Here is a 15366-nt window from a genome sequence, read left to right as displayed (position 1 = left end):
GGCATGGATTATTATGATTTGATGCCCAACCCCGCGACCACCCTGGCCTGCCTGGCCCTTGCTCTGGCCGCCCTGCCCGGCTGCGCCCCACTGGCGACGTCGGCGGCCGACCCGGCCATCACCACCGCATCGACCGCTGCCCCCGCAGCCGCCGCCAAGCCCCCACCGCCCAAGCCTGCGCCGCCCGCCCAGTCCGCGCTGACGGCGCGGCTGATGTACGAACTGCTGGTGGGCGAAATCTCCTTTGACATGGGCGATCCGCAACAGGGCGCCGCCTACCTGCTGGATGCCGCGCGGCGCACGGGCGACGAGTCCTTGTACAAGCGCGCCACCGAAATGGCCATCCAGTCGCGCGCCGGCCCCGCCGCCCTCGAGGCCGTGCGCGCCTGGCGCGAGGCCCACCCCCAGTCGCTGGAAGCCATCCGCTACGAACTGCAGGTGCTGCTGGCGCTGGGCCGGGTCGCCGACACGGCCGCGCCCATGCGGGCGCTCCTCGAAGCGCTGCCCGGACCCGAGAAAATCAGCTTCATCACGGCCCTGCCCGCCCTCTACCAGCGCGTGGCCAACAAGGACCAAGCCCTGCAGGCGGTGGAAAGCGCGCTCGCCGACGCCCAGAAGAACCCGGACCTGGCCCCCGCTGCCTGGACCACCATCGGCCGCATGCGCCTGCAGCACGGGGACCGCAGCGGCGCCCTGGTGGCAGCCACTCTGGGGCTGAATGCCGGTGCAGGGTCGGAATGGCCTGCCCTGCTGGCCTTGCAGCTGTTTTCGGGCGCCGACGACACCCAGGCCGAACCCCTGATCAAGCGGTATCTGAGCAACGCAGACGCCAAGCCCGAAGTGCAGGTCGGCTACGTGCGGGCCCTGCTCGAACGCGGACGCCGCGCGGACGCCCGCGCGCAGGCGGGCTCGCTCGTTCAGCGCTGGCCGCAGTACCCGGACGGCTGGCTGCTGCAAGGCCTGCTCGACGCCGACGACCGGCAGGACACGCCGGCCGAGACGGCGCTGAAGCGATACCTGGATTTGCTGGGCAATCCCGATGCACAAGCCGACGGCGACGACCGCATGGCCGGGCGCAACCAAGCCTATTTGACGCTGGCGCGCATTGCCCAGCGACGCAACGATGACGCCGGCGCACAGCAATGGCTGGACCGCATCGACGCACCCGAGCAGTTGCTGGCCGCACAGGTCGAGCGCGCCAACATGCTGGCCCAGCAAGGGCGCATCGACGAAGCCGTGCAGGCCATTGCCACCGTGCCGGAACATGACGCCGATGACGCCCGCCTGAAGCTGATGGCGCAGGCCCAGCTGCTGCGCGACAACGGGCGCGCCGATCAAGCCTGGCAGATGCTCGGCGACGCCCTCAAGCAAAGCCCTGACGATGACGGCCTGTTGTACGCCGCCGCCATGGCCGCCGAAAAATCCGGCCGGCTGGACGACATGGAGCGGCTGCTGCGCCGCGTCATCAAGGTGAAGCCCGACTCGGCGCAGGCCTACAACGCGCTGGGCTACTCGCTGGCCGATCGCGGGGTGCGCCTGCCCGAGGCCAGAACCCTGATCGAGAAAGCCGTGCAACTCTCGCCCGACGATGCCTACATCCAGGACAGCCTGGGCTGGGTCGAGTTTCGGCTCGGCCGCCTGGGCCAGGCCCAGCGCACCTTGCAGGCCGCGTTCGACAAGCGCCCCGACCCCGAGATTGCCGCCCACCTGGGTGAGGTGCTGTGGGCCTTGGGCGAGCGCGACGCTGCCTTGAAGACCTGGCGCGAGGGCCAGCGGCTCGACCCACGCAACGAAACGCTGACCAAGACGCTGGAGCGTTTTCAGGTCAAGCCATGACCAGCCAGCGCACCGCGCTGGCGGGGCGCCGCGGCGCCTTGGCCCTGCTTGCGGCCTGCCTGACAGGCTGTGCGACAAGCCCGCGCGGCAATCGCCCGCCGGCCGCAAGCCCATCCAGCTGGAGCGGCCGCTTGGGCCTGGTCGTCGCCAGCGAGCCGCCCCAGCAGTTTCACGCCGGCTTCGAGTTGACCGGCAATGAGCAAAGCGGCGAGCTGCAGCTCACGTCGCCGCTGGGCAGCATCCTGGCCGTCTTGCAGTGGCGCCCAGGCCAGGCACTGCTGCGCCAGGACGGCGAGTCGCGTGAATACCCTTCCGTCGACGCCTTGTCGGCAGCCGTGACCGGCACCGCGGTGCCGGTGCGCGCCCTCTTCGCCTGGTTGCGCGGCGAGCCGGAATCCGTCGAGGGCTGGCAGGTGAATCTGGACCAGCTCGCGCAAGGGCGCTTGCAGGCGCGGCGCATCGCCCCCCCACCCACGGCCGATCTGCGCATCATCCTCGACGGTTCCTGAGGGCGTCATGCGCGCGATCCACGACGTCCCGGCGCCTGCCAAGCTGAACCTCTTTTTGCACATCACGGGACGGCGCGCGGACGGCTATCACCTGCTGCAGTCGGCCTTCATGCTGATCGACTGGTGCGACACCCTGCATTTCGAGCGACGCGCCGACGGGCACATCAGCCGCGAGGACCTGGGCGCGCCCTTGCCGGACGACGATCTGATCGTGCGTGCGGCCCGCGCGCTGCAAGCCGCCGGCGGTGCGGAGCACGGGGTGCACATTGCCGTGCAAAAGCGCATTCCCGCGCAAGCCGGCATGGGCGGCGGCTCCTCGGATGCCGCCAGCACCCTGCTGGCGCTCAACCGGCTGTGGGGGCTTGGCCTGACGCGCTCGCAACTGGCGGCGATCGGCCTGCAATTGGGCGCCGACGTGCCGTTCTTCATCCATGGCGGCAATGCCTGGGTGGAGGGCGTGGGCGAGCACATGCAGCCGCTGGCGCTGCCGGCGGCGCGCTTCGTGGTGCTGAAGCCACCGGCCGGGCTCGATACCGGATCGATTTTTTGCGCGCCGGACCTCAAGCGCGATTCAGAACCTGCTACAATCTCAGGCTTTGCTGCAAACCCATATGGCTTTGGCCACAATGACCTGCAGCCGGTTGCCGAGCGGCTTTGTCCGTCGGTTCGCCAAGGTGTCGAGTTGCTTTCGCAATGCGGCCTCCAGGGCAGAATGACCGGTTCGGGCAGCGCGGTGTTTGCCCAGCTTGCGCACGAGGCCTTGCCGGCCTTTTCCGCATCCAACTGGGCACCTGCGGGCTGGCAAGCACGGGTGTGCGGCAATTTGCAGGTTCATCCGCTTGTCGGTTGGGCCTGGCGCGACAAATGATTGGTGCCTGGCCGGCCATGCCGACCGGGCTCCTGCGTAGGGGAGTCGCCAAGTTGGTCAAGGCACCGGATTTTGATTCCGGCATGCGAGGGTTCGAGTCCTTCCTCCCCTGCCAAAACCCATCCCGGGCGGGTAGCCCGTGGGCCGCAATTGATCACCCGATCTTCCGCCATCCCCATGCACCCGTCCCACGATCCTGATTTCCTGGTTTTCACCGGCAACGCCAATCCGGCGCTGGCCGAGGAAATCGCCCGCAACCTGGACATTGCCCTGGGCGCCGCCGATGTCGGGCGTTTCTCCGACGGCGAAGTGACGGTCGAGCTCAAGCAGAACGTGCGAGCCCGCGACATCTTCGTGGTGCAGCCCACCTGCGCCCCCACCAACGACAACCTGATGGAGTTGCTGGTGATGGTGGATGCGCTCAAGCGCGCCTCGGTCGAGCGCATCTGCGCCGTCATCCCCTACTTCGGCTACGCCCGCCAGGACCGCCGTCCACGCTCCACCCGCGTGCCGATCTCGGCCAAGGTGGTGGCCAACATGCTGCAGGCCGTGGGCGTCAACAGCGTGCTGACCATGGATTTGCACGCCGACCAGATCCAGGGCTTCTTCGACATCCCGGTCGACAACATCTACGCCTCGCCGGTGTTGCTGGCCGATTTGCGGCAAAAGAATTACCACGACCTGCTGGTCGTCAGCCCCGACGTGGGCGGCGTGGTGCGCGCCCGTGCACTGGCCAAGCAGCTCGGCTGCGACCTGGCCATCATCGACAAGCGCCGGCCCAAGGCCAACGTGAGCGAGGTGATGCACGTGATCGGCGACATCGACGGGCGCAACTGCGTGATCATGGACGACATGATCGACACCGCCGGCACCCTGGTCAAGGCCGCCGAGGTGCTCAAGCAGCGCGGCGCCAAGAAGGTGTATGCCTATTGCACGCACCCCATTTTCTCGGGCCCGGCGGTCGATCGCATCACGCAGGGCGAGGCCCTGGACGAGGTGGTGGTCACCAACACCATTCCGCTCAGCCCCGCGGCGGCCCAGTGCCCCAAGATTCGCCAGCTGTCGGTGGCGCCGCTGTTTGCGCAAACCATTCAGCGCATCGCGCACGGGCAGTCGGTCATGAGTTTGTTCCGCGAGCAGGAGAACCTGTTTTAGAGGGACATTTCGCGGGCGACGCCATCCACGCGGATGCGCCGTCCTTTTCAAACGGGGTCGCACTGGTCGCGGTCGGCCCTTTTCAGGAGTTCAACATGAAATTCGTCGCTTTCGAGCGCAGCAAGCAGGGTACGGGTGCGAGCCGCCGTCTGCGCAACGCCGGCAAGGCGCCCGGCATCGTCTACGGTGGCGAGGGCCAGCCGCAACTGATCGAGCTCGATCACAACGCGCTGTGGCAAGCCCTCAAGAAAGAGGCTTTCCACTCCAGCGTGCTCACCATGGAGCTGGCCGGCAAGGAAAGCCCGGTACTGCTGCGCGACGTGCAGGTGCACCCCTATCGCCAGCAGGTGCTGCACGTGGACTTCCAGCGCGTGTCCGCCAAGCAGAAGATCCACATGAAGGTGCCGCTGCACTACCAGGGCGAGGAAGAATCGCCGGCCGTCAAGACCGACAAGTGCCTGGTCAACCACATCCAGACCGACCTGGAGATCAGCTGCCTGCCGGCCGACCTGCCGGAAGCCATCACGGTCGATCTGTCCAAGCTGGAAAAGGGCGCGACGCTCACCCTCAAGGACGTCACCCTGCCCAAGGGCGTCGAGGCCGTGCTGCGCGGCCACACGGCTGAAGGCATGGTGCTGGTGGCGGTGGTCAACCCCGTCGTCGAAGAAGCCGAACCGGCCGCCGACGCCGCTGCCCCAGCGGCAGCAGCAGCCCCGGCCGCCCCCGCCGGCGACAAGAAGTAAGGCCGCGCGGCCCGCACGCCGCCTGCGCCCCCCAACGGCCCGCCCAGTGCGGGCCGTTGTTTCTTCTGCACCTCGATAATCGACACCCATGATCAAGCTGTTTGTCGGCCTGGGCAACCCGGGCCCCGAGTACGCCGCCACGCGACACAACGCGGGCTTCTGGTGGATCGATCAGCTTGCGCGGCGCCTGAATGTGTCGCTCACGCTCGAGCGGGCCTACAAAGGCCGGGTGGCGCGCGCCAGCGTGGCCGGCCAGAGCGTGTGGCTGCTCGAGCCGCAGACCTTCATGAACCTGTCAGGGCAGTCGGTATCGGCGCTGGCGCGCTTCTTCAAGATCGCGCCCGATGAGATTTTGGTGGCGCACGACGAGCTGGACCTGCCCGCGGGCGAGGCCAAGCTCAAGTTCGGCGGCGGCCACGCCGGCCACAACGGCCTGCGCGACATTCACGCGCAACTGGGAACGGGCGACTACTGGCGACTGCGCCTGGGCATCGGCCACCCCGGTGCGCGCCACGAGGTGGTGGGCTGGGTGCTTCAGCGCCCCCCGCTGGACGAGCAGATCGCCATCGAGCAGGCCGCAGACCGCGCCGCCGCTGCGTTCGAACTGCTGGCCGCCGGCGACATGAATGCCGCCACGCAGCGCATCCACACCAGCAAGCCGCCGCGCCCCAAGCCCGAGCGCAAGCCGCCCCCTGCGACGTCCGGCGCGCAACCAGACGGCTGAGCCAGGCGGCCGGCTTTGTTGGTGATAATGCCGGCCACCCATGGGCTTCTTCCTCGTCAAGCGCCTGCTCACGCTGATCGTCACGCTGGTGGCCACCAGCGTGATCGTGTTTGCGGTGCTCGAAATCCTGCCCGGCAACGCGGCCCAGGTGCTGATGGGCCCGGACGCCGACCCCGCCGCCGTCGCCGCCAAAACGGTGGAGCTGGGCCTGGACCAACCCGCCCTGCAGCGCTACGGCCACTGGATCGCCGGGCTGCTGCGCGGCGACATGGGGCTGTCTTATGCCTATGGCTCCTCGGTGTCGGAGCTGATCGGCGAGCGCCTGCAGCTGACCGTGCCGCTGGCGCTGCTGGCCATGGCGCTGACCGCCGTTCTGGCGCTGGCGGTGGGTGTCTATGCCGCCTCGCAGCACAACAAGCTGGGTGACACCGGCTTGATGGCGCTGGCGCAGCTGGGCATCGCGGTGCCCAACTTCTGGTTTGCCATCCTGCTGATCCTGCTGTTCTCGGTCAAGCTGCAATGGTTTTCGGCCGGCGGCTTCGACGGCTGGTACTTCGACGATGGCGTGTGGGCCGGCCTGTGGAACGGCGTCAAGGCCCTCATCCTGCCGGCCGTGGCGCTGGCCGTGGTGCAGGCGGCCATCCTGGCGCGCTTTACCCGCTCGGCGGTGCTGGAGGTGCTGCGCGAGGACTTCGTGCGCACCGCGCGCGCCAAGGGCCTGTCGCGCCGCGCCACGCTGTGGGGCCACGTGCTGCGCAACGCCATGATCCCGGTCGTCACCGTCATGGGCCTGCAGTTTGCCGAGCTGCTGGCCGGCACCATCGTGGTCGAAAGCGTGTTCTACCTGCCCGGCCTGGGGCGGCTGATTTTCCAGAGCATCGCCAACCGCGACCTGATCGTGGTGCGCAACTGCGTGATGCTGCTGGCGGGCATGGTGGTGGTGGTCAACTTCATCGTCGATGTGCTGTATGCCGCGATCGACCCGCGCGTCAAAGCGAGCGAAATATGAGCTTCGGCGGCCTGCCGGTTTCTACATTTTTCATAGCTGCTTGCGCTTGTCCAGCAAGCGCTGCAACCACGATTGATTTGCAAACCGGCAACCGATGAACGCCACCGCCCTGCCCGCCCCCGCCCAGCGCGCCGCACCCGGCTTCTGGGAGCGTGCGCGGCGCCATCCGGGTTTCGTGATCGGCGGGCTGCTCACGCTGGCACTGCTGCTGGCGGCCGCGCTGTCCTACGCGTGGGCGCCGCATTCGGTCTACGAGGTGAACATGGGTGACAAGCTGCTGCCGCCCAGCGCCCGCTTCTGGCTGGGCACCGACGCCTTCGGGCGCGACGTCGTGTCGCAACTGCTGGTGGGCGCGCGCGCATCCATCCTGGTGGGCGTGATTGCCGTGGGCATCGGCCTCGTCGCGGGCACGGCGCTGGGTCTGCTGGCCTCGGCGCGGCGCGGCTGGGTCGAAGAAGCCATCATGCGCGCCTGCGACTTCGGCTTTGCCTTTCCGGCCATCCTGTCGGCCATCATGCTGACGGCGGTGTATGGCCCGGGCATCGTCAACGCCATCATCGCCATCGGCATCTACAACATCCCCGCTTTTGCCCGCATCACGCGTGCCGCCGGCAACGCGGTGTGGGCGCGCGATTACGTGCTGGCCGCGCGCAGCTGCGGCAAGGGCGCGTTCAGCATCACGTTCGAACATGTGCTGCCCAACATCGCCGCCGTGCTGATCGTGCAGGCCACCATCCGCTTTGCGGTCGCCATCCTGGCCGAGGCGGCGCTGTCCTACCTGGGCCTGGGCACCCAGCCGCCACAGCCCAGCTGGGGCCGCATGCTGAGCGAGGCGCAGACGCTCATGTTCGACGCGCCGCTGCTCGCCGTGTGGCCAGGTCTGGCCATCATGCTGTCGGTGCTGGGGCTGAACCTGCTGGGCGACGGGCTGCGCGACGTGCTCGACCCGCGCCTGAAGAGCCGGTGAAATGACACACCCCCAGTCTCCACTTGCTGCGCAATGTTTCGCCTACCCCCTTGCAGGGGGCATCGCCAGTGGGCGGGCCAAGCCCTTCCACGGCGATCGCTGGCATGGCCTGCTCCGCGGCCGTTAGAGCCAGGCGATTTCGATACCACCTTGACCTTGTCAACCTGGCAACTTTCTCGTAATATTTACATTATTACCAAATCAGGTGCCGCCATGACCACCACCGTCAAACTCCCGCCCGGCCTCGAGCAATCCTTGCGCCGGCAAAGCGCGGTCGAGGGCCGCAGCATCAGCGATCTGATGCGCGACGCGCTGACCGCCTACCTGGCCAAGGTGCCGCAGGCGCCGCCCTCGGCCTGGTCGCTGGGTGCCGACCTGTTCGGCCGACACGCGGGTCCTGCCGATCTGGCAGAAACACGCCGCGCCCACGCCGCCGACGTCTGGGAAGCCAAGCACGCCCGCCGCTCCGGATCATGACCCGCGACGCCGCGGCCCCTGCCAACCCGCACCACGTGGCCGAGCCTGCGGCGCCGTGGGCCGCGGCGCTGCAGGGCCAGGTGCTGGTGGGCAGCGGCCCGCTGCTGGCCTTGTTCAACGCGGGTGACAGCTGGCATGCGCGCGTGCTCGCGTGGCTCAAGGCGCACCCCGCCATGGCGCTGGTCAGCACCTGGCCGGTGCTGACCGAGGTCTGCGCCCTGCTGGCGCGGCGCGTGCACAACCAGGCCGCGCTGGACTTCTTGCTGTGGGTCGAGCGCGGCGGACTGCGTGTTGACTCGCCCATCGACACCAGCCTGCCGCAGATGCGCCGCATCGCCCAGCGCTTTGCCAGCCTGCCGCTGGACCTGGCCGACGCCTCGATTGCCGAAGCCGCCGAGCGCCTGGGCCTGCGCAACATCCTGAGCGTGGACGCCGATTTCGACGTCTACCGCGATGGCCGGGGCCGCCCGCTCACCAACCTGCTGAACCACTGACACCGCGCCATGGCCCTGCTTGAAGTCCGGCATCTGCGCGTCGATCTGCGCACGCACCGCGGCAGCGCGCCGGCGGTGCGCGACGTGGGCTTCACGCTCGAACGCGGCGACACCCTGGGCCTGATCGGCGAATCGGGCTGCGGCAAGTCGATGACGGCGCTGGCGCTGATGGGCCTGGCGCCCGACAACGCCACCGTGAGCGGCAGCGTGCGCCTGAACGGGCAGGAGCTGATCGGCCTGGGCGATCGCGGCTGGCGCGAGTTGCGCGGCAACCGCATCGCCATGATCTTCCAGGAGCCGATGACCGCGCTCAACCCGGTGCACCGCGTGGGCGCGCAGATCGCCGAGCCGCTCATCCTGCACCGCGGCATGACCGCCGCCGCGGCGCGTACCCGCACGATCGAGTTGATGACGCGCGTGGGCATCCCCGAGCCGGTGCGGCGCGTGGACAGCTTTCCGCACCAGTTCTCGGGCGGCCAGCGCCAGCGCCTGATGATCGCCATGGCCCTGGCCTGCGAGCCCGACGTGCTGATCGCCGACGAGCCCACCACCGCGCTCGACGTCACGGTGCAAAAGCAGATCCTGGCGCTGATCCGCGAGCTGGTGCAAGAGCGCGGCATGGCGCTGGTGCTGATCTCGCACGACCTGGGCCTGGTGGCGCAAAACGTGCGGCGCATGCTGGTGATGTATGGCGGCAGCGTGGTCGAATCGGGCCGCGCCGACGAGGTGTTCGGCCAGCCGGCCCACCCCTACACGCGCGGCCTGCTGGCGGCGCGCCCCACGCTGGCGCAGCGCCTTCATGCGCACCGGGGCGATCGCCTGCCCACCATTGCCGGCACCGTGCCCGACCTGTTCGACCTGCCGCCCGGCTGCCCGTTTGCCGGGCGCTGCCCCTTCACCGAAGAGCCCGCGTGCAGCCGCGACGCACCGCCGCGGGTCGAGCGCTCGCCCACCCACGCGTTCAAGTGCCGGCGCGCCGACGTCGTTCTGGGCGCTTGCAATTCGATAGCTGGTTGCGCATGATGGACAAGGGCGACACCCCGTTTTTGCTTGAATTGCGCCAAGTCACGCGCAGCTACACGCTGCCGCGCGACTCCCTGCTGCATCCGCCCGCCGTCGTTCAGGCGCTCAAGGACGTGTCGCTCGCGGTCACCGCCGGGCGCAGCCTGGGGATCGTGGGCGAATCGGGCTCGGGCAAGAGCACCATGGCGCGGCTGGCGATGGCGCTGGAGCGCCCCACGAGCGGCCAGGTGCTGTTCGAGGGGCGCGATGTGCATGCCCTCTCGCCCGCAGCGTTGCGCCATGCCCGGCGCGACTTTCAGATGGTGTTCCAGGACCCGTACGGCTCGCTCGACCCGCGCCGCCCCGTGTGGCGCACCGTGGCCGAGCCGGCCGCCGCGCTGGAACACGCCAGCCGCGCCCAGCAGCGCGAGCGCGCCGCCGAGATGCTGACGGCCGTGGGCCTGCGCACCGATGCGCTGGACAAATACCCGCACGAGTTTTCCGGCGGCCAGCGCCAGCGCATCGCCATCGCGCGCGCGCTCATCACCCGGCCCAAGCTGATCGTGGCCGACGAGGCCGTCAGTGCGCTCGACGTCTCTGTGCAGGCGCAGGTGCTCAACCTGATGGCCGACCTGCGCGACGCCCACGGCGTCACGTTTTTGTTCATCAGCCACGACCTGGCCGTGGTCAGCCACCTGTGCCAGGACGTGGCCGTGATGCAGGGCGGCCTGATCGTCGAGCGCGGCCCCGTGCGCCAGGTCCTGAGTGCGCCCACGCACCCCTACACCCGCACCCTGCTGGACGCCGTGCCCGAGATGACGCCGCCGGCCTTGGCGTGATTGGCGCGGCTCACCACTGCGCTACCATGCTTGCCACCGCTTTCAACCGAGGAGATCCATGCCGATGAAACGCCGCCATTTCGCGCTGTCGCTGCCCACCCTGGCCGCCGCAGCCCACCTGCCCGCGCTGGCGCAGTCGGGCAAGACCAGCATCGTGCTGGGCATGGCGCTGGAGCCCGTGCCGGGGCTGGACCCCACGGCCGGCGCGGCCGCCGCCATCGCCGAGGTGGTGCAGGACAACATCTTCGAGACGCTCACCAAGATCAATGCCGACGGCAGCGTCACCCCCATGCTGGCCGAGCGCTGGGAGATCTCGCCCGACCTGCGCACCATCACCTTCTACCTGCGCAAGGGCGTCACCTTCAGCAACGGCGAGCCGTTCAACGCCGCCGCCGTCAAGTTCAGCTTCGAGCGCGCGACGGGCGAAAAGAGCACCAACAAGGACAAGCGCACCTTCACCGCCATGGACAGCGTCAGCGCCGTGGACGAGCACACCGTGGTCGTCATCAACAAGGAGCCCGACCCCGACTTCCTGTTCTACATGGGCCAGGCCACCGCCGCCATCGTCGAGCCCAAGAGCGCCGCGGACAACAACGCCAAGCCCACCGGCACCGGCCCCTACGTGCTCGACAACTGGGCCAAGGGCTCGTCCATCACGCTCAAGGCCTGGCCGGGCTATCGCAATGCGGGCGCCATCAGGATCAAGCGCGCCACCTTCCGCTTCATCAGCGACCCGGCGGCGCAGGTGGCCGCCGTGCTCTCGGGCGACATCGACGCCTTTCCGCGCGTCACGCCGCGCGGCCTGGCCCAGTTCAAGCGCGACCCGCACCTGCAGACGCTGATCTGCGGCTCGCGCGCCAAGACCGTGCTGGCCATCAACAACGCCAGGAAGCCCCTGAACGACGTGCGCGTGCGCCGCGCCATCAGCATGGCCATCGACCGCAAGGCCGTCATCCAGGGCGCCGGCGACGGCCTGGGCGTGCCCATCGGCAGCCACTACGTGCCCAGCGCACCCGGCTACGTGGACACCACCGGCATCAACCCCTACGACCCCGAGAAGGCCAGGGCGCTGCTCAAGGAAGCCGGCGTCACCACCCCGCTGGAGCTCTCGCTGGTGCTGCCACCCCCGCCGTATGCGCGCCAGGGCGGCGAGGTCATCGTCAGCGAGCTGGCCAAGATCGGCATCACCTGCAAGGTGCAGAACGTCGAATGGGCACAGTGGCTGGCCAACGTCTACGGCGGCGCGCACAACTACGACCTGACCATCATCAGCCACGTCGAGCCCTTCGACCTGGGCAATTTCGCCACGCCCGGCTACTACTGGGGCTATGACAACCCCAAGTTCAACGAGCTGTTCACGCGCATCAAGAACACGGCCAACGAAGCCGAGCGCAACAAGCTGCTGGGCGAAGCGCAGACCTTGCTGGCCAAGGACGCTGCGCTGGCCTGGCTGTACACCCCGCAATGGGTGACGGTGGCCAACAAGCGCGTGCACGGGCTGTGGAAGGACATGCCGATCTTCGTCAACGACTTGTCGGCCTTGAGTTGGACTTGAGTTGACTATAAAAGCAGGAGCTGCTGGCGCTTGATTGACAGGCGCCAGCGGCTCTTTTCATTTGAAGACCCCGTTCCATGCCCGATCTGCACCAACTGAGCGCCCATGAGCTGCTTGCCGGCTACGCCAGCCGCGCCTTCTCTCCGCTCGAGGTCACGCAAGCCGTCATCGCCCACATCGAGCGCTGGGAGCCGCGCCTGCAGGCCACCTACCTCTACCGGCCCGAGCAAGCGCTGGAGCAGGCCCGCGCCAGCACCGCACGCTGGCAACGCGGCGTGCCCTGCGGCCCACTCGACGGCGTGCCCGGCACGCTGAAGGAAAACATCGCCACCGCCGGCGACCCCATGCCCTCGGGCACCGCCGCGTCAACGGCGCCCCTGGCCGCGCAGGACGCCCCGCCCGCCGCCCGCCTGCGCGAGGCCGGCCTGGTGCGCATCAGCAAGACCACCATGCCCGACTGGGGCATGCTGTCCTCGGGCCTGTCCAGTTTTCACCGCCTGGCGCGCAACCCCTGGGACCTGGCGCGCACGCCCGGCGGTAGCAGCGCCGGCGCGGGCGCTGCGGCGGCCGCTGGCTACGGCCCGCTGCACGTGGGCACCGACATCGGCGGTTCGCTGCGCCTGCCGGCCGGCTGGTGCGGCATCTTCACGCTCAAGCCCAGCCTGGGCCGCGTGCCGATCGACCCACCCTACATGGGCCGCGCCGCCGGCCCCATGACCCGCAGCGTGAGCGACGCGGCCCTCATGCTGCAGGTGCTGGCCCAACCCGACGCGCGCGACAGCATGAGCCTGCCCGCGCAGCAGCTCTCCTGGGCCGGCGTGGCCGACACGCCGGTCGAGCATCTCAAGGGCCTCTCCATCGGCCTGCTGCTGGATGCGGGCTGCGGCTTGCCGGTCGATCCGCAGGTGACCGCCGCCGTGCAGGCCGCTGCGCAGCTGCTGGAGTCCGCCGGCGCCCGCATCACGCCGATGCGCCCCTTCTTCACCCGCGAGATGCTGGATGGGCTGGACCACTTCTGGCGCATGCGCTCGTACATCGACCTGCAGGCGCTGTCGCCCGCGCAGCGCGAAAAACTGCTGCCCTTCATCCGCCGGTGGGCCGAGAGCGCCGCCGCCTTCGACGGCCCGCACGTCTTCAGGGCCTACGCGCAAACCCACGCCACGCGCGTGGCTGCGGTGGCCGCCAGCGCGCCCTTCGACTGCGTGATTTCGCCCGTGGCTCCCAACCTGCCGGCGCTGGCCGAAGACCCCTCGCCCACCAACGACCCGCTGCGCCCGCTCGAACACATCGCCTTCACCGTGCCCTGGAACATGAGCGAGCAGCCCGCGGCCTCCATCAACTGCGGCTACTCGGCCAGCGGCCTGCCCATCGGCCTGCAGATTGCCGGCGCGCGCTTCGACGATGTGGGCGTCATGCGCGTGGCGCGCGCGTTCGAGCAGTTGCGCGGCCCGCAGCGCCCCTGGCCGCAGCCTCAGTGACCCGGGCCTGACCCCTCCGGGCGCGGCCGATGGCGCGTGCCCAAGACCACGTCCCACAGGCCCGTCGTCACGCCGAAGTTCTTGTTGGCGTGCCGGTGGTGCGCCTCGTGAAACGCCACCCAGCGCTGCATCCGCGGGCTCTTGAAGCGGTGCACGTGAATCAGCACGTGGCTGATGCCATAGGCCGCATAGCCGGCCGCCACCACGCCGGCCAGCAGCAGCGCGTAGTCAGTCGCCAGCACCAGCGAGAACACGCCCGCCAGCGCCCCCATGAACAGCGGCGGCAGGAAGAACGGCAGCGCGTCATAGCCCAGGGGATTGAGGTGGTGATGGCCATGCCCGCGCGCGAACAGGCCCGTGTGGCGGCCGTGAAACAGCCAGCGGTGGGCGGCATATTCGATGAAGCTGAACACCCAAAGGCCCAGCAGCACCGTCACCAGCGCCCACGGCCAGCGCAGGCCGCCGTCGGCGATCGCCGCTCCGATCAGCACGGCGGCGGTCAGGCTGTCGGCAGTCAGGCCCAGGCGCAAATTCAGGCGCGTGGTGGACAAATGTGCCAGTTGGCGCGCGCTCCATCGAAGCGGAGCCCACCCCTGTCGAGCAAGGCCTGCGGCACGATTGCGGGAATCCGGTGAATCGGGTCTGCGCATCATGGCTACCCCTTTCGGGCACCTGGGCGTCGCCGCCATCAGGGCACGGCAAACAGCCTGCGGTGCTTGGCAAAAAGTATAGACCGATGCTCGTCGCCCATCGGCCAGCGCGGCATGCCGTCGCTTCGTAAAATGTGTGTGTGACTGCCTACGCCAACCCCGACCTGCACTGCCACTCGGTCGTCTCCGACGGCACCCTGACCCCCGAAGACCTGGCCACACGCGCGCTGCGCGGCGGCGTGGATCTGTGGGCGCTGACCGACCACGACGAAGTGGGCGGCCAGCAGCGCGCCCTGGCGGCGGCCAGAGCCATCGGGCTGAGCTACTTGAGCGGCGTTGAAATCTCGGTCACGTTTGCCGACACCACGGTGCACATCGTGGGACTGGGTTTTGACCCTGGCGATCAGCAGTTGGTGCAGGGACTGGCCGACACGCGCGACGGGCGCGGCCCACGGGCGCGCGAAATGGCCGAGCAGCTCGCCCAGGCGGGCATCGCCGGCGCCTACGAAGGTGCGCTCAAGTACGTGGGCAACCCGGCGCTGATCTCGCGCACGCACTTCGCGCGCTTTCTGGTCGATGCCGGCGTGTGCCGCGACACGCAGGAGGTGTTTCGCAAATACCTGATCGAGGGCAAGCCCGGCTACGTGCCGCACCGCTGGGCCAAGCTCGGCGATGCGGTGCGCTGGATCACCCAGGCCGGCGGCGTGGCCGTGGTGGCCCACCCGGCGCGCTACCACTTCAGCCCGACCGTGGAGTACGCCCTGTTCTCCGAATTCAAGCAGCACGGCGGCCAGGGCGTGGAGGTCATCACCGGCAGCCACACGAGCGCCGAAGCGCTGCGCTACGCCGATCTGGCGCGCGAGCTGGATCTGGTCGCCTCGCGCGGCAGCGACTTCCACAGCCCCAACGAAAGCCACATCGACCTGGGCCGCCTGCCGCCCCTGCCCACCGACCTGACGCCCGTCTGGAGCGTGCTGGCCGACCGCATCCACACCCCATCGACGCCGTCCCCGTAGATCCTATGACTGGGGGTGTAGGCCGATTGCGAAGTAATCCTTAG

Annotated in this window: 16 protein-coding genes and 1 tRNA gene; 16 read left to right on the top strand and 1 reads right to left on the bottom strand. The window is 69.0% G+C overall.

Translation table 11 applies throughout. From position 1 onward, the window contains the following. Positions 1-3 precede the first annotated feature (3 nt). The 15 genes from U1F38_RS11080 (at position 4) to U1F38_RS11010 (ending at position 13656) form a co-directional block, all read left to right on the top strand. Positions 4-1836, top strand: coding sequence for a tetratricopeptide repeat protein (locus U1F38_RS11080; protein ID WP_409987121.1), 1833 nt, complete (start codon positions 4-6; stop codon positions 1834-1836). A gap of 131 nt (positions 1837-1967) precedes the next feature. After that, entirely contained in the window at positions 1968-2345 is a 378-nt protein-coding gene (locus U1F38_RS11075; protein WP_409987120.1) for a lipoprotein insertase outer membrane protein LolB, read from the top strand. A 7-nt stretch (positions 2346-2352) separates the two neighbouring features. Then, on the top strand, positions 2353-3213 hold the full coding sequence (ispE, locus tag U1F38_RS11070) for a 4-(cytidine 5'-diphospho)-2-C-methyl-D-erythritol kinase (RefSeq protein WP_409987119.1): 861 nt from the start codon (positions 2353-2355) through the stop codon (positions 3211-3213). A gap of 38 nt (positions 3214-3251) precedes the next feature. Next, positions 3252-3328 (top strand) — tRNA-Gln (locus tag U1F38_RS11065). Between the two features lie 62 nt (positions 3329-3390). Next, entirely contained in the window at positions 3391-4368 is a 978-nt protein-coding gene (locus U1F38_RS11060; RefSeq protein ID WP_409987118.1) for a ribose-phosphate pyrophosphokinase, read from the top strand. 95 nt (positions 4369-4463) lie between these two features. Next, positions 4464-5111 carry a 50S ribosomal protein L25/general stress protein Ctc gene (locus U1F38_RS11055; RefSeq protein WP_409987117.1) on the top strand — a complete coding sequence of 216 codons (648 nt, stop codon included), beginning with the start codon at positions 4464-4466 and terminating at the stop codon, positions 5109-5111. Between the two features lie 88 nt (positions 5112-5199). Then, positions 5200-5835, top strand: coding sequence for an aminoacyl-tRNA hydrolase (gene pth / locus U1F38_RS11050; RefSeq protein ID WP_409987116.1), 636 nt, complete (start codon positions 5200-5202; stop codon positions 5833-5835). 40 nt (positions 5836-5875) lie between these two features. Then, positions 5876-6844, top strand: coding sequence for an ABC transporter permease (locus U1F38_RS11045; RefSeq protein WP_409987115.1), 969 nt, complete (start codon positions 5876-5878; stop codon positions 6842-6844). Positions 6845-6938: 94 nt separating this feature from the next. After that, a complete protein-coding gene (locus tag U1F38_RS11040) occupies positions 6939-7811 on the top strand; it encodes an ABC transporter permease (protein ID WP_409987114.1) in 873 nt (290 codons plus the stop codon). 213 nt (positions 7812-8024) lie between these two features. Further along, positions 8025-8288, top strand: a complete 264-nt coding sequence (locus U1F38_RS11035; protein ID WP_409987113.1) for a ribbon-helix-helix protein, CopG family — start codon at positions 8025-8027, stop codon at positions 8286-8288. Then, complete coding sequence (locus U1F38_RS11030; RefSeq protein ID WP_409987112.1) at positions 8285-8782, top strand: type II toxin-antitoxin system VapC family toxin; 498 nt, start codon at positions 8285-8287, stop codon at positions 8780-8782. The genes U1F38_RS11035 and U1F38_RS11030 overlap by 4 nt, the downstream gene beginning before the upstream one ends. A gap of 9 nt (positions 8783-8791) precedes the next feature. Then, positions 8792-9805, top strand: coding sequence for an ABC transporter ATP-binding protein (locus U1F38_RS11025; RefSeq protein WP_409987111.1), 1014 nt, complete (start codon positions 8792-8794; stop codon positions 9803-9805). After that, entirely contained in the window at positions 9802-10623 is an 822-nt protein-coding gene (locus U1F38_RS11020; protein WP_409987110.1) for an ATP-binding cassette domain-containing protein, read from the top strand. Before U1F38_RS11025 ends, U1F38_RS11020 begins: the two co-directional genes overlap by 4 nt. 64 nt (positions 10624-10687) lie before the next feature. After that, the gene (locus U1F38_RS11015; RefSeq protein WP_409987245.1) at positions 10688-12178 is read left to right on the top strand and encodes an ABC transporter substrate-binding protein; all 1491 of its coding nucleotides are present in this window, start codon (positions 10688-10690) and stop codon (positions 12176-12178) included. Between the two features lie 77 nt (positions 12179-12255). After that, positions 12256-13656, top strand: a complete 1401-nt coding sequence (locus U1F38_RS11010; protein ID WP_409987109.1) for an amidase — start codon at positions 12256-12258, stop codon at positions 13654-13656. Here the strand turns inward: U1F38_RS11010 and U1F38_RS11005 are convergent. After that, positions 13650-14207, bottom strand: coding sequence for a sterol desaturase family protein (locus U1F38_RS11005; protein ID WP_409987108.1), 558 nt, complete (start codon positions 14205-14207; stop codon positions 13650-13652). The genes U1F38_RS11010 and U1F38_RS11005 overlap by 7 nt on opposite strands. A 239-nt stretch (positions 14208-14446) precedes the next feature. Between U1F38_RS11005 and U1F38_RS11000 the strand changes: the two genes are divergently transcribed. After that, complete coding sequence (locus tag U1F38_RS11000; protein WP_409987107.1) at positions 14447-15322, top strand: 3',5'-nucleoside bisphosphate phosphatase; 876 nt, start codon at positions 14447-14449, stop codon at positions 15320-15322. The last annotated feature ends 44 nt before the right edge of the window (positions 15323-15366 follow it).

The sequence above is a fragment of the Ottowia sp. genome, from assembly GCF_046348305.1.
Lineage (GTDB): Bacteria > Pseudomonadota > Gammaproteobacteria > Burkholderiales > Burkholderiaceae_C > Ottowia.
Note: the sequence above shows the minus strand (reverse complement) of the source record. Positions and strands in the feature narration are given on the sequence as shown.